This is a genomic window from Actinomadura hibisca NBRC 15177, assembly GCF_001552635.1.
In the GTDB taxonomy this organism is placed as follows: Bacteria; Actinomycetota; Actinomycetes; order Streptosporangiales; family Streptosporangiaceae; genus Spirillospora; species Spirillospora hibisca.
Map to the genome: position 1 here is coordinate 34,533 of NZ_BCRO01000088.1, position 20,100 is coordinate 54,632.

Sequence of the window (20,100 nt, forward strand, 5' to 3'; positions counted from 1 at the left end):
TCCGGAACGGGGCCACGATGGTGCATGGCCTTCAAGAAGCTGGACCGCGCCAAGTACCACCTGAAGCGCAAGGCCCGCCTGCGCAAGACCCGCCGCCGCCACCGCCCCACCCGAGGCAAGGGCAGAACCCACTGACCCGCCAGACCGCCCGTGCGCCCCACGCCCGCACGTGATGCCCGCCTTGTCCGGTGGCGTCGTCGGGACCGGCTGAATGTCCGACCCGGTCGGTAGTTTCGGGGTGTGAGCGAGCGGGAGCACGGGGCCGGGCCGCCCCCCGACGCGGCGGGGCGGCGCGAGCGGCGCGTCGAGGACGGTGTCGCCGAGCTCGACCAGTGGTTGCGCGACCAGGTCGCGCACGGGCTGGCGCGGGCCGAGAAGGCTCCCTACCGCGTCTGGGACGAGGTCGCGCGGCGGCTGGTGGACGCGCAGGCCGGCGGGCTGGCCGGGCAGGTGCGGGCGCTCGCCTCGGTCCCGGCGCGCGACGGGTGGCCGGGGTTGCTGCTGGAGGAATACGCGCTGCTCCGGCTGCTGGCGCGCGCCTACCAGCGGCGCGACGGGTTGCCCGACGCGTTGCGCGGGACGGTGCGCGCCCGGGTCGGGTTCACGATGACGCAGGAGCAGGTCCTGGCCGAAGGCGAGCGCGTCCGCGACCGTTGGTGGGTCGTCGGGGCGCGCGACACCGCTCAGGAAAAGCTCACCACGCGCCGCGTCTGGTTGAAGGGGCGTGCGAGCGGGCGGTTCGCGCTGGTGTTGTCGTTCGCGGCGTCGGGGCGGCCGCTGGACGCGTCGTTGCCCGTGGGCGCGGAGATCGACGCCGAGCTGGCCTTCTACCCCGGCGCGCGGCCGTTGCGCGCGCTGGTCGCCGAGCGTTCGGAGGCCGCGCCGCCGGGTGTTCCGGACGGCGGCTCGGTCAAGGCGCTGCTCGACGAGTACGCGGCCGCCCTCGCCGACGACCCATGGCTCGACCGCTGGCCCGCCGTGCTGAGCGGCGTCCGGGTCGCGCGCGACGGCGGCCTTTTCGTGGTGGACGCCCACGGCGACGCCCTGCCGCTGCGCACCTCCGCGCCCTGGCGACTGCTGGCGGTGTCGGGCGGCGCGCCGGTCACCCTGTCCGGGGAGTGGTCGCCGCGCGGCCTGCGGGCGCTGGCGGCCTGGCACGAGGACGAGGCGGCGGTGATCCTGTGAGCGCCTGGGACGAGCACGTCAGCGCCGCCCTGCTCGGCACCGAACGCCGCCCCGCGCCATCCCTCCCGGGCGCGCCGACGGACGGCGACCCGGCGGCCCGGCTGCTCGACCAGGCCGCCGTGCTGACCGTCCGGCGGCGCGCCGGGCGCACGCCGGTCCGGCTGAGCGTCCCGCCGGTCGCGCCCGCCCCCGCCGAAGACCTCCCCGCCGTCCCCGCCCCGGCGGCCCGGCGGCTCGCGCGCGTCCTCACCGGCGAGCAGATCCGCGTGCTGCCCGAATGGCTGGACGCCGCCGCCCGCAACGGTTTCCGCGTCCCGGCCCGGCTGCTGCCCGAGCTGCTGGAGAAGGGCCGCAGCGACCGGATGTTGCGGCCCTCGATCGTCAAGGCCGCCGGGCGGCGCGGCGTCTGGCTCGCCCTCCAGAACACCGACTGGGCCTACCTGATCGGAGCGGGCGACGACCCCGGCGGCGCGGACGGCGTCTGGCAGACCGGCACCCGCAACCAGCGCGTCGCCTACCTGACGCGCCTGCGCCGCGCCGACCCGGCCGCCGCCCGCGAGGTCCTGCTCGGCACGTGGGCGCACGAGCCCGCGCCCGACCGCGCGGCGTTCCTGGCCACCTTCGAGCACGGTTTGTCCCCCGCCGACGAGCCGTTCCTGGAAACGGCGCTGGCCGACCGCGGCAAGGACGTCCGCCAGCTCGCCTCCGACCTGCTGGCCCGCCTGCCCGGCTCGGCCTACGGGCGGCGCATGGCCGGACGCGCCCGCCGCTGCCTGCGCGCGGAGGTCCGCACCGTGCAGCGCCGCCGCCGCGCCTGCCTGGTCGTGGAGCCGCCGCACGACCACGACGAGGAACTGGCCCGCGACGGCGTCCCGTTCCATCCCAGCGGCTCGTTCGCGCCCGGCGAGTCGGGCCCGGTCGGCACGCGCGCGGCCTGGCTGCGCGAGATCCTGGCCCGCACGCCCCTGTCCACCTGGACCGACCTGTTCGGCCTGGCGCCGGTCGAGGTCGTCTGCCTGCCGGTCACCGACCCCGCCGGGGCGCGCGACGTCCACATCGGCTGGGCCAGGGCGGCGCTGCGCCAGCGCGACACCGCCTGGGCGCGCGCCCTGCTCGGCGGCGGCGTGATGGTCGACGAGCCCGAGGCGCTGGCCGAGCTGCTCGCCGTGCTGCCCGAGGCCGAGCGCGACCCGGCCGCCGCCGACCTCATCGGCTGGACCGAGGGGCGGCCCGAGCTGCTGCGCGTGCTGGAACGCGTGCCCGGCCCGTGGACCGGCGCGCTCGCCGAGGCGGTCGTCGCGGCGCTCACCGCCGCCGCGCGCCGTCCCGCCCGCCGCCACGAGCACGCCCTGACCCAGCTGTGCCGGCTGGCCGACCAGCGCCTCGACCCGCGCGCCGCGCCCCGCCTGGCGGCGCTGGCCGCCGACCGCGCGACCGCCCCCGGCGCGGGCCCGCCCCTGGCCGCGCTGGTCGAGACCCTGCGCTTCCGCGACGACATGCTGAAGGAGCTCCGCCCTTGACCACCGACGCCGTGCTCCGGCCCCACGCCGAGCAGCAGTACGCCGACGAGCTGGCCCGCCTCGCCGAGCACGACGAGCGCCCGCGCCCGCCAGGGTGGAAGTTGTCGCCGTGGGCGGTCACCACCTACCTACTGGGCGGCGAGCTGCCCGGCGGCGCGGTCGTCACCCCCAAGTACATCGGGCCGCGCCGCCTGATCGAGGTGGCGGTCGCGACGCTGGCCACCGACCGCGCGCTGCTGCTGCTCGGCGTGCCCGGCACCGCCAAGACGTGGGTGTCGGAGCACCTGGCCGCGGCCGTCAGCGGCGACTCCACGCTGCTGGTGCAGGGCACCGCCGGGACGCCCGAGGAGGCCCTGCGCTACGGCTGGAACTACGCCCGCCTGCTCGCCGAGGGCCCGTCGGAGGCGGCGCTGGTGGAGAGCCCGCTGATGCGCGCGATGCGGCGCGGCGCGGTGGCGCGCGTGGAGGAGCTGACCCGGATGCCCGGCGACGTGCAGGACGCGCTGATCACCATCCTGTCGGAGAAGACGCTGCCGGTGCCGGAGCTGACCACCGAGGTGCAGGCCCGCAAGGGCTTCACGGTGATCGCCACGGCCAACGACCGAGATCGGGGCGTCAACGAGCTGTCCAGCGCGCTGCGCCGCCGCTTCAACACCGTGGTGCTGCCGCTGCCCGCGACCGTCGACGACGAGGTCGACATCGTGGCCCGCCGCGTCGGCCAGCTCGGCGCGGCGCTGGAGCTGCCCGAGGCGCCCGCCGGGCTGGCGGAGATCCGCCGCGTGGTCACGGTGTTCCGGGAGCTGCGCTCGGGCCTGTCCAGCGACGGCCGCACCCGGCTGAAGTCGCCCAGCGGCACGCTCGGCACCGCCGAGGCCATCTCGGTGATCACCAGCGGGCTGGCGCTGGCGGCGCACTTCGGCGACGGCGTGCTGCGCGCCGCCGACGTGGCGGGCGGCATCGTCGGCGCGGTCGTGCAGGACCCGGTGGCCGACCGGGTGGTCTGGCAGGAGTACCTGGAGACCGTCGTCCGCGACCGGCCCGAGTGGCGCGACTTCTACCGGGCCTGCCGGGAGGTCTCGTGATCGAAAGCCGCGTCCTCCCCGACGAGGAGCAACCGCCCGCCGTGGCCCACGTGCAGGTGTACGGCGTCCGGCACCACGGGCCGGGATCGGCGCGCGCGGTGCGGCGGGCGCTGGAGGAGTTCGAGCCGGACGCGGTGCTGGTCGAGGGCCCGCCCGAGGCCGACCCGCTGCTGGAGCTGGCGGGCGACCCGGCGATGGTGCCGCCGGTGGCGCTGCTGGCCTACTCTCCCGGCCTCGACGCGGCCGGGACGGGGCGGCGCGCGGCGTTCTGGCCGTTCGCCGGGTTCAGTCCCGAATGGCAGGCGATCCGGTACGCGGTGGGGGCGGGCGTGCCGGTCCGGTTCTGCGACCTGCCCGCCGCCAACCAGTTCGTCGCGGCCTCCGGCGAGCAGGACGACGGCGACGACGTGCGCCTCGACCCGCTCGGCGCGCTGGCCGAGGCCGCCGGATACGACGACGCCGAACGCTGGTGGGACGACGTCGTCGAGCACCGCTCCGGCGAGGACTCCCCGTTCGCCGCGATCGCCGAAGCGATGGCCGAACTGCGGGCCGCGCTCCCCGTGCCCGCCGCCGGTGGATACCGCCGCCGCGAGGAGCAGCGCGAGGCGTACATGCGCCGCACGTTGCGCCGCGCCCTCAAGGACGGCCACGAGCGGATCGCTGTGGTCTGCGGCGCGTGGCACGTGCCCGCCCTGCTGGAACAGGTCCCGGCGGCGGCCGACGACCAGACGCTGCGCGGCCTGCCGAAGGCACGTGTGGCGATGACGTGGGTGCCGTGGACGCACGGCCGCCTGGCGGGCCGGTCGGGCTACGGCGCAGGGGTGCGCTCGCCGGGCTGGTACCACCACCTGTTCACCGCGCCCGACCGGCCGGTCGAGCGGTGGCTGACCGACGCGGCGCGGCTGCTGCGCGGCGAGGACCTGCACGTGTCGTCGGCGCACGTCATCGAGGCGGTACGGCTGGCCGACGCGCTGGCGACCCTGCGCGGCCGTCCCCTGGCCGGGCTGGAGGAGGTCACCGAGGCGACCCGCGCGGTGCTCTGCGAGGGCTCGGACCTGCCGCTGGAGCTGATCCACCGGCGCATGGTGGTCGGCGAGCGCCTCGGCGTGGTGCCCGCCCGCACGCCGATGGTGCCGCTCCAGCGCGACCTGCACGCCGAGCAGCGCCGCCTGCGCCTGAAGGCCGTCCCCGACCCCAAGGACCAGGACCTCGACCTGCGCAAACCCACCGACCTCGACCGCAGCCGCCTGCTGCACCGGCTGCGGCTGATCGAGGTGGAGTGGGGGGTCCCGAAGGAGGAGGGTCGCTCCCGGGGCACCTTCCGCGAGGCGTGGACGCTGGCGTGGCGGCCGGAGTTCGACGTGGAGCTGATCGAGGCGAGCGCGTGGGGCACCACGGTGCGCGACGCGTCGGCCGCCCGCGCGCAGGCGATGGCCGCCGACGCGGGCCCGCTGCCCGAGCTGACGGCGCTCGCCGAGCGTTGCCTGCTGGCCGACCTCCCCGAGGCGCTGCCCGAGGTGACCCGCGCGCTGGCCGACCGCGCCGCGACCGACACCGACGTGGCGCACCTGATGGAGGCGCTGCCCGCGCTGGTGCGGGCGCTGCGGTACGGGGACGTGCGGGGCACGGCGACGGGCCCGCTGCGCGAGGTGGTGGACGCCTTGGCCGTGCGCGTCCGCGTGGGCCTGCCCCCGGCCACCACGGCCCTGGACGACGACGCGGCCGAATCCCTGCTCGACCGCATCGACGCGGTACACGCCGCCCTGGCCCTGCTGGCCGACCAGGATCACCTGACCGCCTGGCAACGCACGCTGGCATCCCTGCTCGACCACCCCGGCCTGCACGGCCTGCTGGAGGGCCGCCTGACGCGCCTGCTACTGGACGCAGGCCTGCTGCCCGACGTCACCGCCCGAATGGCCCGCGCGGTCTCCACCGGCGCAGCCCCCGCCCGCGCGGCCGCATGGGTGGAAGGCTTCCTGGCGGGCGGCGCACTGATCCTGACGCACGACGACGAACTGCTGCGCCTGCTGGACGCCTGGATCGCAGAGCTGCCCCCCGACTCGTTCACCGCCGTACTACCCCTACTACGCCGCACGTTCGGCGGCTACACGGCGGCCGAACGCCGAGCGATAGCCGACCGCGCCCGCTTCACGACAAGCCCACCCGGCGAGACCCTCGACCCGGCCCGCGCGGCCCCCGCCACGGCAACGACCCTGCGCATCCTCGGCTGGGAGACCCCATGACCCCCGAAGACCCCGCTCCCGACCAGACCCCACCTCCCCAAGCCCACCCCACACCCGACAAAGAGCCAACCCCCTCCAACCGTCACACCTCCCCACCCGAACCATCACCCCACGACGATCGCCCCGTCCCCCTGGCCGGGGCGGCGCCCGCCGCGCGGTCCGTCTCTCCCACCGGGACGGAGGATGACGAGCGGCTGCGGCGCTGGCGGCTCGTGCTCGGCGGCAACGGGTCAGGTCCGGCTCTGAGCGGCGACGACGCGCGCATGGACGCGGCCCTGGAGAAGCTCTACGGCACCGGCGAAGGCCGCTCCCGCCCCGGCCCCCGCAGTGCGGGCCTGGGCGACTCGGCTCCCTCGGTCGCGCGCTGGCTGGGCGACATCCGCGCCTACTTCCCCTCCTCCGTCGTCCAGGTCATGCAGAAGGACGCCCTGGAACGGCTCAACCTCACCCGGCTCCTTCTGGAGCCCGAGCTGCTGGACGCCGTCGAGCCCGACGTCCACCTGGTCGGCACCCTGCTGTCGCTGACCCGCGTGCTGCCGGACCGGGCGCGGGAGTCGGCCCGCGCGGTCGTGCGCAAGGTCGTCGCCGACCTGGAGGAGCGCCTCGCCCGCCGCACCCGCTCGGCGGTCGGCGGCGCGCTGGACCGCGCGGCCCGCGGCCGCCGCCCGCGCCGCCCCTCCGAGGTCGACTGGGACCGCACCATCCGCGCCAACCTGCACCACTACCTGCCCGATCACCGCACACTGGTCCCCGAACGGCTGGTCGGCCACGCGCGGCGACGCGACACGATCGAGCGCGAGGTGATCCTGGCGCTGGACCAGAGCGGTTCGATGGCCGCCTCGGTCGTGCACGCGGGCGTGCTGGGCGCGGCGCTGGCCGCGCTGCCGTCGCTGCGCACCCGCCTGGTGGCCTTCGACACCGCCGTCACCGACCTGACCGAGCACCTGCACGACCCCGTCGAGCTGCTGTTCGGCACCCAGCTCGGCGGCGGCACCGACGTCAACCGGGCCCTCGCCTACTGCCAGGGCCTGGTCACCCGGCCCGCCGACACCGTGCTGGTGCTGGTCAGCGACCTGTTCGAGGGCGGCCGGCGCGACGAGATGTTGCAGCGCGCGGCCGCGCTGACCGCCGCCGGAGTGCGGATGGTGGTGCTGCTGGCCCTGTCGGACGAGGGCGCCCCGGCCCACGACCACGAGACCGCCGCCGCCCTGGCCGCGCTCGGCGTCCCGGCGTTCGCGTGCACCCCCGACGCCTTCCCCGACCTGATGGCCGCCGCCATCGAGGGCCGCACCCCGACCGACCTGGCCGAAGCGGCCGAACCGACCCGTCAGGCGTGACCCGGCCCGCCGGGGTCACCGCCGTCAGCGGGGCGGTGCCGGGGCGCGCATTCCCCATGCCAGCAGCAGCACCACCGGCACCGTCAGACCCGCCTGCAGCGCCAGGTCCGGCGTCCGCACCACGACCACCATGCTCCACGCGCCCCACACCACGACCCGCAACACGCGCGCGACCAGCACCGTCCACACCGCCGGGCGGCTGCCGCGCCAGCCCAGCACCACGCCCACCAGCGTGACCACCGCCAGCGCCACCAGCGACGCCCCGGTGAGCAGCAACCACTGCCCGCCCCGCCCGTTGCTGAGATCGGGGCTGGCCACCACGGCGGCGGCCCCGATCACGTCGAACGACGCCAGCAGCCCCGCCAGCAGCAGTCCCGCCAGCAGCGCCCGCGACCGCCGACGTCGGCCAGGGCCCGCAGGCCGCGCGGACGGCTCCTGCCGGCCGTCGGTCCCTGGCTGCCCGAAGGCGCCCGCCCGTTCCGAAGACCCCGCCTGCCCGTACGGGGCCCACTGTCCGGGTACTCCCTGCGCCCCCGCCCCCGGGACGTGCTCCTCCGGTGGTGCGGCGGACTGCGCGGGCACCTGTCCCTCGCCCGGCGCGTAGGGAAGGGCCTGCCACGACGGCGTCATCTCTTCGGGCGACAGGCGGGGGCGGTACTCGTCGCCGCGCGTTCGCGGATCGAGCGCCTCTCCAGGCGCGGCGGCCGTGCCCCGGCGTTGCCCCGCATGTCCGAGATGCCCCGACGGCACCGGCGGCGCTTCCGTCCGCCCCGCCGTCGTGGCCGGCCACCCGGCCGGCTGCCCGGACCGCGGATCACCGGACGGAGAGGTCTCCCAGTCCTCCGGCACCGGGCCCGGCCGCCCGCCCCGCGGCACCGGCTCGGTCGTGTCGTCGGCCCCCGCCAGCGGCCCCACCGCCGCCGCCCCCGGCATCGGCGGCGCGGCCTCGCGCGGCGGGACCGCGCGCCTGCCCGACGACTCCGGGTCCCCCAGCAGCCACATCAGCACCCGCTCCGCCGACGGCCGCTCGTCCGGGTCCTTCGCCAGGCACGCCGCCGCGATCTCGGCGAGCTGCGGCGGCAGCGGGTCGAGGTCCGGGGTGTCGTGCAGGATGCGGTACATCACGGCGGGCAGCGGGCCCCCGGCGAACGGGTCGCGGCCCGTCGCCGCGTACAGCAGCGTCGCCGCCCAGGCGAACAGGTCGGCCGCCGGGCCCACCGACGTGCCGGTGAACTGCTCGGGCGCCATGTACGCGGGCGTGCCCACGACCTGGCTGGTCACCGTGGAGCCCGCGTCCAGCGCGCGGGCGATGCCGAAGTCGATGACGCGCGGCCCGTCCGGCCCGATCAGCACGTTCTGCGGCTTGAAGTCGCGGTGCACGATCCCGGCCCCGTGGATGGCGGTCAGCGCGGTGACCGAGGTGACCGCGAGCCGGTCCAGGTCGGCGCCCACCCGCGGCCCCCGGTCGCGGACCAGCTCGCGCAACGACGGGCCGGGCACGAACTCGCTGACGATGTAGGGCTGGTCGCCGTCCATGTCGGCGTCCAGGATCTGCGCCGTGCAGAAGCCCGCCACCCGCCGCAACATCGCCAGCTCCCGCACGAAGCGCGCCCGCGCCTGCCGGTCGCCCAGCAGCCGGGTGTGCAGCAGCTTGATCGCGACCTGGGGGCCGCCGTCGTCCGGCCGGGCCAGGTAGACCGCGCCCTGGCCGCCGGTGCCGAGCCGGCCGGTCACCTCGTACCCGCCCAGGCGGCGCGGATCGGCCTGCCCGAGGGGCAGCGGGTTCACCATGTGCATCCCCCGTGGAACCGCCGGGCCCCGCCCGGCGGCTGGTAACGAAATTACGAATGTTCGACGGGGCACAAAATGCTCTGCCGCGGCATCAAAGAGTATAGGTTAGGTCGGCCGCTAGGGGGAGATGGCACATGTCGGAGATCAATTCCCGAATTACCGGGCACAGAGTTCTTATCGCGCCCTTCGTGGCCCTGGTGATGATCGCCGCCACTTTGACCGGTTGCCGGGAGGCCGGGGCGACGATCGCGCGCCTGACGGTGGGCGCGCCGGGCCCCGATCCGTACACGGTGATGCTCGGCTCCGACAGCCAGGGGATCCGGCCGAGCCCCCAGGCGGGCGGCGCCCGGCCCGGCGACCAGCCCGGCCTGTACGGCGGCACGCGCCGCACCAAGGGCTGCGACCCGCAACGCCTGATCGCGTTCCTGCAGGCCAACCCGGACAAGGCGCGGGCCTGGGCGAGCGTGCACCGGATCGAGCCGGCCGGCATCGCGGGGTTCGTGACCAAGCTGACGCCGGTGCTGCTGCGCACCGACACCCTGGTGACCAACCATGGCTACCGGGAGGGCCGGGCCACCAGCGCCCCGGCGGTGCTCCAGGCCGGAATGGGGGTCATGGTCGATCAATTCGGCGCGCCGCTCGTCAAGTGCAATTGCGGCAATCCGCTCACCGCGCCGGACAAGAAGATCTCCGTGCGCGAATCGTCCTACTCCGGCCCGTCCTGGGAGGGATTCAGCGAGCGCAAGGTCACGGTGATCCTGCCCCGCGATTCCGACAAAGGCCCAATTTCCACTTTCGTTCTCGTCGCCCCGGACGGCACCACCGGTTTCAGCCGCCCCGCCGCCACCACCGGCGAGTCCGACGGCCCGGAGACCCCGCCGCCGCCGACCGAGAGCGCCGCGCCCGGCGGGTCCCCCAGCGGCGTGTCCGGCCCGAGCGAGTCCCCGCCCGCCAGCGAGCCGGTGGCGCCGGGCACCGAGCCGCCGCCGTCGCAGTCGGCCGTCCCGAGCGAGGCGCCGCCGCCCAGCGCCCCCGCCTCCGGGGAGCCGACCACGGGCGGGGGCGGCGCCGCCAACCCCGAGCCGCAGCCGGTGGCCCCGAGCGAGCCCGCCGCCGACCCGGTGACGCCCGAGCCCAACGGCGAGGCGTCGCCGCCGCAGCCCGTCTCGCTGGCCCCGCCGCGCCCGGAGCGGCCCACCTCCACCTGACCTGCGCGAACGCGCCGACGCCGGGGCCCGGACGGGTCCCGGCGTCGGCGCGTCCGGCGGCATGCCCTATATTTGCTCATATGAACAGTGCTTCAGACGTCACGGCCGCCGACGGGTGCGTGACCCGGATGGTCGATCCTGAGAAGGTCGCCATGGTGACGGCGGCGCTGCCGGCTCCCGAGTCCATCGCCGAGCTGGCCCAGGTCTTCGGGCTGCTGGCGGACCCGGGGCGGCTGCGCGTCATCACGGCACTGCTCGAAGGGGGCGAGATGTGCGTGTGCGACATCGCGGCGTCCTGCGGCGCGTCGGAGTCGGCGGTCTCGCACGCGCTGCGGCTGCTGCGCGCGGGACGCGTGGTGCGGGTGCGCCGCGCCGGGCGGATGGCCTACTACCGGCTGGACGACTCGCACGTGCGGATGTTGCTGGACCTCGCCCTCACCCATTTCGGCCACCAGGAGGAAGCTCGATGAGGGAGGCACCGGAGACCGGCGGGCAGGGCCATGGTCACGGCCATGGCCACGGGCACGGCGTGACCGCGGGCGCCGACCGCCGCTACCTGACCGCGGCGCTGGCGCTGATCCTCGCCTACATGTCCGGCGAGGTCGTCATCGGCCTGGTCGCCCGCTCGCTGGCGCTGCTGTCGGACGCGGCGCACATGCTGACCGACGCCGTCGCGATCATGCTGGCGCTGATCGCGATGCGGATCGCCGCGCGCCCGCCCAAGGGCGGCTACACCTACGGCCTGCGCCGCGCGGAGATCCTGTCGGCGCAGCTCAACGGCCTGACGTTGCTGCTGCTGGCGGCCTACTTCGTCTACGAGGGCATCGGGCGGCTGGTGGACCCGCCCGCCGTCAACGGCCAGCTGGTGTTCTGGACCTCGCTGGCCGGGGTCGCGGTGAACATCGCGGCGACCTGGCTGATCAGCAAGGCCAACCGGTCCAGCCTGAACGTCGAGGGCGCCTTCCAGCACATCCTCAACGACCTGTACGCGTTCATCTCCACCGCCATCGCGGGCCTGGTGGTGTGGACGACCGGGTTCGCGCGGGCCGACGCGATCGCCTCGCTGGTGGTGGCGGCGCTGATGCTCAAGGCGGGCTACGGCCTGCTGCGCGACGCCGGGCGCGTGCTGATGGAGGCGGCCCCGGCCGGGATCGACCCGACCGAGCTGGGCTCGCGCCTGGCCGAGCGGCCCTGCGTCCAGGAGGTCCACGACCTGCACGTCTGGGAGGTCAGCTCCGGCTACCCGGCCCTGTCGGCGCACGTGCTGGTGGAGCCGAAGGGCGACTGCCACGCGGTGCGCCGCGACCTCCAGGAGGTGCTGCGCGCCTCCTACGGCATCACCCACACCACGCTGGAGGTCGACCACGTGGACGACCGCTTCCACTGCGAGGACCCGCACGGCCCGCGCCACGTGGCGGCCGACGCCGACGAGCCGCACGAGCACATCGGCCGCACCGGCTGCGACCACTGAGCCCGCCTACTGGAGGTCGAACAGCTTGGCGGCCCCCTCCCAGCACACCGCGCGCAGCCACGCGTCCCCGAACCCCAGCGCCGCCAGCGCCTCCAGCTGGTGGGCGTAGGGGTAGGGGATGTTGGGGAAGTCGGTGCCGAGCAGGACGCGCCCGTCCAGCCCCAGCTCGCGCAGCCGGGGCAGCAGCGACTCGGGGAAGCCGCCCAGGGAGTGCCCCGAGAAGTCGGTGAACGACATGGTGGTGTCGAGGCGGACGCGCTCGTACCGGTCGGCCAGCGCGAAGAAGCCGTCGAACTCGGGCGCGCCGAGGTGGGCGATGATCGCGGTGAGCCGGGGGTGCCGGGCCAGCACCTCGCCGAACGGGCCGGGCCCGGTGAAGCCGTTGGCGACCGGCCCGGACCCGGCGTGCACGATCACCGGCGTCCCGGCGTCGGCGAGCGCGCCCCAGACGCCGTCCAGCTCGGGGACGCGCGGGTCGAAGCCGCCGACCTGGAGGTGCGCCTTGAAGACGCGGGCGCCCTCGTCCAGGGCGCGGCGCACGTAGCCGTCCGCGCCGGGCTCGGCGAAGAACGTGGCGGTGCGCAACGTCTCGGGCACCCGCTCGGCAAAGCCGCCCAGCCACCCGTTGAGGGACTCGGCCATGCCGGGCCGGTGCGGGTAGGCCAGCGACGAGAACGCGCGCACGCCCATGTCCCGCAGCCGCGCGATCCGCGCCTCCTCCGGCTCGCGGTAGCGGACGGGCCACTCGTGCCCGATCAGCGGTCCGGGCTCGGCGAAGTACTCCCACACCGCCTCCATCAGGCGCGGCGGCATGAAGTGCACGTGCACGTCGATGAGACCGGGCAGGCCGAGCGCCCGCCAGAAGGCGGGAACGTCGGCGTCGGCGGCGGGCCCGGGAACAGAACGCGATTCAGTCACGCTCTGGACCCTAGCCCCGGCACCACGCCTTCAGACGACCTCGGCGAACAGCACCGGCCGGACGGCGTTCAGATGATCTCGGCCAGCAACACCGGCAGGGCCGCGTTCAGCTCGCGCTCCCAGTAGGGCCAGCCGTGCGTGCCCCGGTAGAAGTGCGTCGCCGCCGGGATGCCCAGCCGGGCGAGCTTCGCGGCGAACGCCTGCCCCGTCCGGCAGGCCAGCGCCTCCACCGCGTCGGGCCCGCGCCCCGGGAGCGGATCGTAGGGGCCCGGCGTCCCGTCGCCGCCGCTCAGGTACAGCCGGACGCCCGCCAGCCGGTCGGCCAGATCGTAGGGGTTGTGGTGCCGCCAGACCACCCGCTGCTCGCACGGGTCGCCCCACAGCGCGCGCCAGTCGGCCGCCGGGCGGCCCACCGCCACCGACAGCTCGACGAGGTCGGGCCCGTCCAGCGCCGCCGGGTCGCGGTGCAGCAGGTCCAGCGTGCCGCTGAAAGAGGCCGCCGCCCGGAAAAGGCCACGGTGACGGGCCGCATACGCCAGCGCGCCCGTCCCGCCCAGGCCGCTCCCCGCGATCGCGCGGGCGGTTCCGGCGCGATATCCGCGTTCGAGAATCTGCCGCAACTCGGCGAGATGGAAGGTCTCCCACTTCGGCGGCCCACCCGCGCCGCGATTCCACCAGTCGCTGTAGTTGGCGCAACCGCCGTCGGGCAGGACGATGAGGACGTCCAGCCCTTCGGTGCGGCGCTCCAGGTCGGTGTTGTCGGTCCACGCGGTGTGCCCCTGGCCGCACACGCCGTGCAGCAACCACAAGACCGGCCAGGTGCGGTCGGCGTCCGGTGACCAGCCGGGCGGCAGCAGCAGCCGCACGTGCGCGACGCCGGGCAGGTTGGGCGACCGGACCGCCAGGTCGAGGACGCGGGTGCTGCGGCGGCGCTCGCCGACCACGGCGGCGCCGTCGCCGGCGGGCGCCGGGGCCGCGCCGGTCCCGCCCGGGGCGATGGTCGCCACGACCCCTGCGATTCCCGTAATGATTCCCGCCCCGATCACCACTCTCCGCCACATATTCACGCCCCGGATTCCCGCATACTTCCTTGTGAGGAATGTCCCCACTTCTCAGGGCGTTTCAACGCAGAGTAACCGTTTTATAAAATATGTGGCCGGGTTTCCGGTCACGCCGCCCGGAGACCGCTCCCGACCGGCCGGTAGGGTGGCCGCAACGGAGGGAGACCGATCTTCACGATGCGCAGCAAACCCGAACTGGAAGCGGTGATCCGGGAGCCGGGCCGGGGCCGTGCGGTCCTGGTCGTCAACTCCCGGTCCCGGCGGGGCCGGCGCCGGTACGCCGAGGCGCGGCGGCTGCTGCGCGAGGCGGGCCTGGAGTTCGACGAGGTCCTGCCGGTGACCGATCCGGAACGGCTGCCCGAGCTGTTCGCCGAGGTCCTGGCCAAGGAGCCGGACCTGGTCGTGGTGGGCGGCGGCGACGGCACGGTCGCCGAGGCCGTCGGCAACCTGGCGCACCGCGACGTGGCCCTGGGCGTGCTGCCGCTCGGCACCACCAACAACTTCGCGCGCAGCCTGGAACTGCCCCTCGACCTGCCCGGCGCGGTGGCGGTGCTGCGCGACGGCAAGGTCGCCGACGTGGACGTGGGCTGGTTCGAGAGCACCGGCGACCCGGCCGACGCCTCCGGCGACCGGGAGCACATCTTCGCCAACATGGTGAGTCTGGGCCTGTCGGTGCAGGTCGCCGAGCACGTCCCGCACCGGCTCAAGGCGGTGCTGGGCCGGGCCGCCTACGCGCTGACGGCGGCGTGGCAGCTCCCCCGGCACGCGCCGTTCCGCGCCGAGGTGGAGATCGACGGCGAGACGCACGAGATGACCACCCACCAGCTCAACATCGCCAACGGCGCGCACCACAGCGGCCAGCGCATCGCCCGCGACGCCAGCCCCGACGACCGGCTGCTGGCGGTGTACCGGCTGGGCGACCGCCACCGGCTGCGGCTGGCGTCGGCGACGATGCGGCACGTGCTGACCGGGCAGTGGCGGTCGCTGGACGACGACACGTTCCTGACGACCGACCGGGTGCGGGTGACGACCGACCCGCCGATGGCGGTGGACGTGGACGGCGAGATCCGGGGGCGCACGCCGGTGACGATCCGGCTGCGCGGGAACGCGCTGCGGGTGATCGTCCCGCAGTCGTTCGTGGACACCTGACCGGCCCCGCGGCCGCCCGATCAGTCCGGCACGCGCGTCCCGCCCGCCGTCACCAGGTACCACTCCGCGCCGTGGTCCCACACGTCGTGCCCGGCCGAGTCAGTCGGCGCCATGTCCTTGTCGTAGCGGTACAGCGGATGCCCCGCGTAGGTCACCTGCTCCTTGCCGCCCGCCCGGCCGACGCTCCCCAGCAGCTCCCGCCGCGCGCCCGGCCCGGCCTTCGGCGGGCCGTCGGTCAGGTAGGGCGGCCACATCTCCAGGCAGTCGCCCGAGCACCGCGAGCGCCCCTCCCCGTCCCGGTCGAACAGGTACAGCGCGCGCCCCAGGCCGTCCACCAGCGCCGGACCCCGCCCCGTCGTCCCGACCTGCACCAGCGCCGGGCCGCCCTGGTACACCGGCAACGTCTTGCCGGGCGTCGCCATGTCCTCCTGGTCGGGGTCGCCCGAGCAGCCCGCGGCCGCCATGACCAGCACGATCGTCCCCGCCACCAGCCGCTTGCGCATCGCGCCTCCGCACGTCGTCACAGGTCCGCCGCCGTTCCGGTTCACAACGCCGCCGAACCGGGCAGGCATAGGCCCATGGACGCACAGGAACCTCCGGCCGCCAACCCCTTCGACATCTTCGACAGCGAGGCCGCCCGGCTCGACGCGCACTTCGCCGGGCTGTCCGGCGACGACTGGGACCGCCCCTCGCGCTGCGCGGGCTGGTCGGTGCGCGACGTCCTCGCCCACCTGGCGGGCGAGGAGCTGTACAACCACGCCTGCCTCGACGACGATCTGGACGGCCTGTTCGCGCGCCTGGAGAAGGAGGGCGTCGCCGACCTCGCCGGGTTCAACGACTGGTGCGTCCGCACGCGCCGGGACCTGCCGGTCGCCGACGTGCTCGCCGAGTGGCGGCGCACCAACGGCGACACCCGCGCCCGGATGCGGGAGCTGGGCGCCGACGCCATGCTCGCCACGATGGCGGGGCCCTACCCGGTCGGGTTGCAGACCTTCCACTACTGCGTCGAGTACGCCACGCACGCCGACGACGTGGGCGCGCTGGTCGACCCCGGCGAGCAGCCGGGACGTGCCGCGTGGCGCGCGGAGTTCGGGGTCTTCACGCTGGGCGAGAACGACGCGCCGGTGCAGGTGGTGCAGGTTCCGGGCGGCTACCGGGTGCAGCTGGAGGATGAGTCCGCCGAGCTGACGGCGGCCGAGTTCGCCGACGCCACCGTGGGCCGCCTACCGGACGATCACTCGCTGCCGGCGTCGCTGCGCTCGGCACTGGTGTGCCTGGCCTGACCGGTCTATCTGGTTCGCCTGGTCTTACCTGCCCGGCCCGATCGGCCTGCCCGGCCCGATCGGCCTGCCCGGCCCGATCGGCCTGCCCGGCCCGATCGGCCTAACCGGCGTCCTCACCCGCAGCGCCGGTCCGTCCGGCGTCCTCACCCACAGCGTCCGTCTGCCCGGCGTCCTCGCCCGCCATCACGTACGCGCCGTCCGCCAGCCGCTCGATCAGTCCCCGCGTCCACTCGGCGGCGGCGTCGGCGGAGTACACCCACCAGCCGAGCAGCTCGTCGAGGTGGTCGGTGCCCGGGTCCCGCCCGAGGTGCGGGGCGATCTCGGCACGGTAGGCCGCCAGGCCGTCCAGCCGCCGGCGCAGCAACTCGATCGCCTCTTCGCGCGTCAGCTCGGTCAGGAAGCCGAGCGCGGCCGTCAGCAGCTCGGGCCGCCGCACGTCCACCGTGACCAGGGCCTCCCGCAGCAGCCGCCCGAACTCGGCGTCGCCTTCGGGAGTGATCTCGTAGTCGGTGCGCGGCGGCCCCGCCGCGTTCTCGGCGACCTCGTGGGAGCGCAGCAGCCCTTCCTTGGTGAGCTGCTTGAGCGCGTGGTAGATCGAGCCGGGGTTCACGTTGGCCCACTCGTCCGACCCCCACGACAGCAGGGTGCGCCGGACCTCGTACCCGTGCGCGCGCCCGAACCCGCGCACCCCGCCCAGCACCAGCAGCCGCGTCGCCGACATCGTCCCCCCTCGCCGTCCCCGGTCCCAGGGTAGGGGGCCTGGCGCGGGGCGGTTCCACGCCAGGGCCGCCCCTACGACCGGAACAGCTCCAGGTCCTCCGGCGTCGGCCGCACGCTCAGCGCGCCCATGTTCTCCTCCAGGTGCGCCGGGGAGCTGGTGCCGGGGATCGCCAGCATCACCGGGGACAGCGCCAGCAGCCCCGCCAGCAGCGTCTGCGCGACGGTCGCGCCGTGCCGGGCGGCGACCTGCTTGACGCGGTCGTCGTCGGGCAGCCCGAACCCGCCCAGCGGGAAGTAGGGCACGTAGGCGATGCCGTTCTCCTCGCAGGCCCGCAACATCGCGGTGTCGGCGGGCTGGGTGATGTCGAAGCGGTTCTGCACCGCCGCGACCGGCGCGATCGCGCGGGCCTCGTCCAGCTGGTCAAGGCTGACGTGGCTGACGCCCAGATGTTGGATCAGGCCCTCCTCGCGCAGCCCGGCCAGCACCTCGAAACGCTCGGCGATCGACCGGCCGCCGGGCTCGTCCATGCCGCCGACCCGCAGGTAGACCAGGTGCAGGCTGTCGCGGCCCAGCTCGCGCAGGTTCCGCTCGACCTCGGCGCGCAGGTCCCCGGCGGCCAGCTCGCCGCTGGGGACCAGGTCGTCGGGGCCCTTGTACGGGCCGACCTTGGTGGCGATGACCAGGCCGTCGCCGTAGGGGTGCAGCGCCTCGCGGATCATGTCGTTGGCGGCCAGGCCGCCGTGGAAGTAGAAGGCGGCGGTGTCGATGTGGTCCACGCCCAGCTCGACGGCGCGCCGCAGGACCTCCAGGCCGGTGCCGCGGTCGTTGGGCTCGCCGCCGAACTGGGAGACCGGCAGCCGCATCGCGCCGAATCCGAGGCGGCCGACCGTCAGGTCCCCGCCGAGCCGGAAGGTGCCGGGTTCGTTGTTCTTCGTCATGCCTCCACCCTGCCGCGCGGCCCGGTGCGGGACGAGCCGGTGACATCTTGCTGCCAATTGACCCGGGCGCCTCCCGCTGGGGAGACTGGCCGCGATGAACTCCGACCAGAACATCGTGCTGCGCGGTGAGCGCGAGCTGGCCGAACGCGCCGGGCCGCTGTTCGCCGAGGCCAGCAAGACGTTCGTGTGCGCGGCCACCGATATGAAGACCTGGGTGATGCCCGGCGTCCGCGAGCAGATCGCCGTCACCCGCCGCACGTCGGCGGACTGGCCCGCTCCCTACAAGCTCTACACCCCGCAGGCCCTCGCCGACGAGGAGTCCGAACGGCACCTGGTCGAGCTGGAACGGCACGGCGCGCGCGTCCGCATCTGCCAGGCCCCGATCCCGCACGAGACGATCGTCATCGACGACCGCGTGGCGATCCTCGCCGGGGAGCCCGTGCGGGGCGTGCGCGAGTACACCGTGGTGCGGACGCCGGGCGTGGTCGCCGGGGTGTTGTCGCTGTACTGGGCGACGTGGGAGAACTCCACCGACCTGACCGACTACCGGCGCACCCGGCCGCCCGCGCTGTCGGACCAGAGCCGCGAGATCCTGCGGATGCTGGGCAGCGGCCTGAAGGACGAGCGGGCGGCCCCGAGGCTCGGCCTGTCGCTGCGCACCTACCGGCGCCGGGTGGCCGAGATCCTGACGCTGCTGGACGCCGACTCCCGCTTCCAGGCGGGGTTGCGCGCGCACGAGTTCGGCCTGATCAACTAGCGGTCCGTCGATCGGTCAGGAGACCTTGGTGAGGGCCTGCTCCAGATCGGCCCAGAGGTCGTCGGGGTGCTCGATGCCCACCGAGAGCCGCACGGTGCTCTCGCTGATGCCGGCGGCCGCGAGCGCCGCCGCGTCCAGCATGTTGTGGGAGGTGGACGCCGGGTGCATCGCGAGCGTCCGCACGTCGCCCAGCGACGGCGCGAGCGACACCAGCCGCAACGCCTCCACGAGCACCCGCCCGGCCTCGCGCCCTCCGGCGAGTTCGAAGGAGAGCACGCCGCCGTAGCCGCCGTCCAGCAGCCGTCCGGCCAGCTCGTGCTGGGGGTGGTCGGGCAGGCCGGGGTAGGCGACGTGCGTCACGGCCGGATGCCGCGCGAGCCGTTCGGCGAGGGCTTGGGCGTTGTCGCCCTGCCGCCGCATGCGCAACGGGAGCGTGGCGAGACCGCGCAGGAGCAGGTGCGCCGAATGCGGGTCGAGCACCGAGCCGAGGTCGATCATGCGCTTCCAGACGCGCTCGTGCAGCTCGGTGTCGGCGAACACCGCGACGCCCGCGATGACGTCGGCGTGCCCGCCCAGGTACTTGGTCGCCGAGTGCAGCACGATGTCCACGCCGTGCTCCAGTGGACGGCACAGCAGCGGCGTCGCGAAGGTGTTGTCCACGAGCACGGTCACGCCCGCCTCGCGTGCGACGGCCGCCAGCGCGGGCAGGTCTGCGACCTGGGTGGTGGGGTTGGCGATGGTCTCCAGGATCAGCAGCCGCGTCTCGGGCCGCAGCGCGGCGCGGACTTCTTCGGGGTCGTTGCCACTGACGTGATCGACGGTGACGCCCCAGCGCTCGGTCAGGTCACCGAGCAGCGACATGGTGCCGCCGTACAGGCAGCGCTGCGCGACGACGTGATCGCCGGACTGGAGCAGGGCCAGTAGCACGCCGCTGACCGCCCCCATCCCGGACCCGGCCGTCAACGCGGCCACGCCGCCCTCCATCTCGGCGACGGCCTGCCCGAACGCCTGGACGGTGGGGTTGCCGTAACGGCTGTAGACGTAGCCTCTGCCTTCCGGGGGCCCGTGGAAGGTGTTGGCGAGGTCGTCGGAGTCGTCGAAGGTGAAGATGTGGGTCTGGTAGATGGGAGTGCCGACGGGACGGCTGGTGGCGGGGACGTCCACGACGGGCGGGTGGACGGCTCGGCTGTCGGGGTGCAGGTTGTCCATACCTCCAGCTTGTAGCCGTCTCAGCTGAGCGAATAGGGCCAATCGGGGCTATTGGCTTGGTCGGCTCGGCTCGGCTCGGCGCGGCTCGGCGCGATGCGAGATGCCTGTCATGCCTGTCCCCGGACCGCTGTGCTGATGCGGGCGCTGGGCTGCGGGGCCGCTGGAACCACCGAGATCGGTGGATGATCACGTAGCCCGTGCTAGCCGTAGCGAAGAATATAAGGGCC

At 74.9% G+C, this 20,100-nt stretch carries 18 protein-coding genes; 11 read left to right on the forward strand and 7 right to left on the reverse strand.

Annotated features, from left to right (window positions below):
• Nucleotides 1-240 precede the first annotated feature (240 nt).
• The 5 genes from AH6_RS33735 to AH6_RS33755 are packed head-to-tail and all read left to right on the forward strand — an operon-like array spanning nucleotide 241 to nucleotide 7,367.
• Nucleotides 241-1,185 carry an SWIM zinc finger family protein gene (locus AH6_RS33735; RefSeq protein WP_174555148.1) on the forward strand — a complete coding sequence of 315 codons (945 nt, stop codon included), beginning with the start codon at nucleotides 241-243 and terminating at the stop codon, nucleotides 1,183-1,185.
• On the forward strand, nucleotides 1,182-2,705 hold the full coding sequence (locus tag AH6_RS33740) for a DUF5691 domain-containing protein (protein ID WP_067488332.1): 1,524 nt from the start codon (nucleotides 1,182-1,184) through the stop codon (nucleotides 2,703-2,705). The genes AH6_RS33735 and AH6_RS33740 overlap by 4 nt, the downstream gene beginning before the upstream one ends.
• Nucleotides 2,702-3,787 carry an ATP-binding protein gene (locus AH6_RS33745; RefSeq protein ID WP_067488335.1) on the forward strand — a complete coding sequence of 362 codons (1,086 nt, stop codon included), beginning with the start codon at nucleotides 2,702-2,704 and terminating at the stop codon, nucleotides 3,785-3,787. Before AH6_RS33740 ends, AH6_RS33745 begins: the two co-directional genes overlap by 4 nt.
• Nucleotides 3,784-6,030: a DUF5682 family protein gene (locus AH6_RS33750; protein ID WP_245679581.1), complete on the forward strand. Its 2,247-nt coding sequence runs from the start codon at nucleotides 3,784-3,786 to the stop codon at nucleotides 6,028-6,030. Before AH6_RS33745 ends, AH6_RS33750 begins: the two co-directional genes overlap by 4 nt.
• The gene (locus AH6_RS33755) at nucleotides 6,027-7,367 is read left to right on the forward strand and encodes a VWA domain-containing protein (RefSeq protein WP_083983745.1); all 1,341 of its coding nucleotides are present in this window, start codon (nucleotides 6,027-6,029) and stop codon (nucleotides 7,365-7,367) included. Before AH6_RS33750 ends, AH6_RS33755 begins: the two co-directional genes overlap by 4 nt.
• 24 nt (nucleotides 7,368-7,391) lie before the next feature.
• On the opposite strand, the gene AH6_RS46825 is transcribed toward AH6_RS33755, so the two are convergent.
• Nucleotides 7,392-9,158 (reverse strand): serine/threonine-protein kinase, encoded by a 1,767-nt coding sequence (locus AH6_RS46825; RefSeq protein ID WP_067488337.1) that lies wholly within the window; start codon nucleotides 9,156-9,158, stop codon nucleotides 7,392-7,394.
• Nucleotides 9,159-9,346: 188 nt separating this feature from the next.
• Between AH6_RS46825 and AH6_RS33765 the strand changes: the two genes are divergently transcribed.
• The 3 genes from AH6_RS33765 (at nucleotide 9,347) to AH6_RS33775 (ending at nucleotide 11,837) form a co-directional block, all read left to right on the forward strand.
• The gene (locus tag AH6_RS33765) at nucleotides 9,347-10,366 is read left to right on the forward strand and encodes a DUF6777 domain-containing protein (RefSeq protein WP_067488340.1); all 1,020 of its coding nucleotides are present in this window, start codon (nucleotides 9,347-9,349) and stop codon (nucleotides 10,364-10,366) included.
• A gap of 80 nt (nucleotides 10,367-10,446) precedes the next feature.
• Nucleotides 10,447-10,836: an ArsR/SmtB family transcription factor gene (locus AH6_RS33770; protein WP_067488341.1), complete on the forward strand. Its 390-nt coding sequence runs from the start codon at nucleotides 10,447-10,449 to the stop codon at nucleotides 10,834-10,836.
• Nucleotides 10,833-11,837 carry a cation diffusion facilitator family transporter gene (locus tag AH6_RS33775; RefSeq protein ID WP_067488343.1) on the forward strand — a complete coding sequence of 335 codons (1,005 nt, stop codon included), beginning with the start codon at nucleotides 10,833-10,835 and terminating at the stop codon, nucleotides 11,835-11,837. Before AH6_RS33770 ends, AH6_RS33775 begins: the two co-directional genes overlap by 4 nt.
• 6 nt (nucleotides 11,838-11,843) lie before the next feature.
• Here AH6_RS33775 and AH6_RS33780 read toward each other — a convergent pair whose 3' ends face one another.
• Nucleotides 11,844-12,755, reverse strand: a complete 912-nt coding sequence (locus tag AH6_RS33780; protein ID WP_067488344.1) for an amidohydrolase family protein — start codon at nucleotides 12,753-12,755, stop codon at nucleotides 11,844-11,846.
• A 68-nt stretch (nucleotides 12,756-12,823) separates the two neighbouring features.
• Entirely contained in the window at nucleotides 12,824-13,762 is a 939-nt protein-coding gene (locus AH6_RS33785) for an alpha/beta hydrolase (protein WP_169807955.1), read from the reverse strand.
• A gap of 231 nt (nucleotides 13,763-13,993) precedes the next feature.
• Here AH6_RS33785 and AH6_RS33790 point away from each other — a divergent pair, with 231 nt between their 5' ends.
• On the forward strand, nucleotides 13,994-14,965 hold the full coding sequence (locus AH6_RS33790) for a diacylglycerol/lipid kinase family protein (RefSeq protein WP_067488349.1): 972 nt from the start codon (nucleotides 13,994-13,996) through the stop codon (nucleotides 14,963-14,965).
• 20 nt (nucleotides 14,966-14,985) lie between these two features.
• Here the strand turns inward: AH6_RS33790 and AH6_RS43045 are convergent, their stop codons facing one another.
• Nucleotides 14,986-15,468 carry a COG4315 family predicted lipoprotein gene (locus AH6_RS43045; RefSeq protein WP_169807956.1) on the reverse strand — a complete coding sequence of 161 codons (483 nt, stop codon included), beginning with the start codon at nucleotides 15,466-15,468 and terminating at the stop codon, nucleotides 14,986-14,988.
• A gap of 75 nt (nucleotides 15,469-15,543) precedes the next feature.
• Here AH6_RS43045 and AH6_RS33800 point away from each other — a divergent pair, with 75 nt between their 5' ends.
• Nucleotides 15,544-16,248, forward strand: a complete 705-nt coding sequence (locus AH6_RS33800) for a maleylpyruvate isomerase family mycothiol-dependent enzyme (RefSeq protein WP_067488351.1) — start codon at nucleotides 15,544-15,546, stop codon at nucleotides 16,246-16,248.
• Between the two features lie 100 nt (nucleotides 16,249-16,348).
• Here the strand turns inward: AH6_RS33800 and AH6_RS33805 are convergent, their stop codons facing one another.
• Entirely contained in the window at nucleotides 16,349-16,969 is a 621-nt protein-coding gene (locus AH6_RS33805; RefSeq protein WP_067488353.1) for a PadR family transcriptional regulator, read from the reverse strand.
• Between the two features lie 71 nt (nucleotides 16,970-17,040).
• Nucleotides 17,041-17,907, reverse strand: coding sequence for an aldo/keto reductase (locus tag AH6_RS33810; RefSeq protein WP_067488355.1), 867 nt, complete (start codon nucleotides 17,905-17,907; stop codon nucleotides 17,041-17,043).
• A 94-nt stretch (nucleotides 17,908-18,001) separates the two neighbouring features.
• Here AH6_RS33810 and AH6_RS33815 point away from each other — a divergent pair, with 94 nt between their 5' ends.
• Nucleotides 18,002-18,664, forward strand: a complete 663-nt coding sequence (locus AH6_RS33815) for a helix-turn-helix transcriptional regulator (protein ID WP_067488356.1) — start codon at nucleotides 18,002-18,004, stop codon at nucleotides 18,662-18,664.
• 15 nt (nucleotides 18,665-18,679) lie between these two features.
• Here AH6_RS33815 and AH6_RS33820 read toward each other — a convergent pair whose 3' ends face one another.
• On the reverse strand, nucleotides 18,680-19,873 hold the full coding sequence (locus AH6_RS33820) for a trans-sulfuration enzyme family protein (protein WP_067488358.1): 1,194 nt from the start codon (nucleotides 19,871-19,873) through the stop codon (nucleotides 18,680-18,682).
• Nucleotides 19,874-20,100 lie beyond the last annotated feature (227 nt).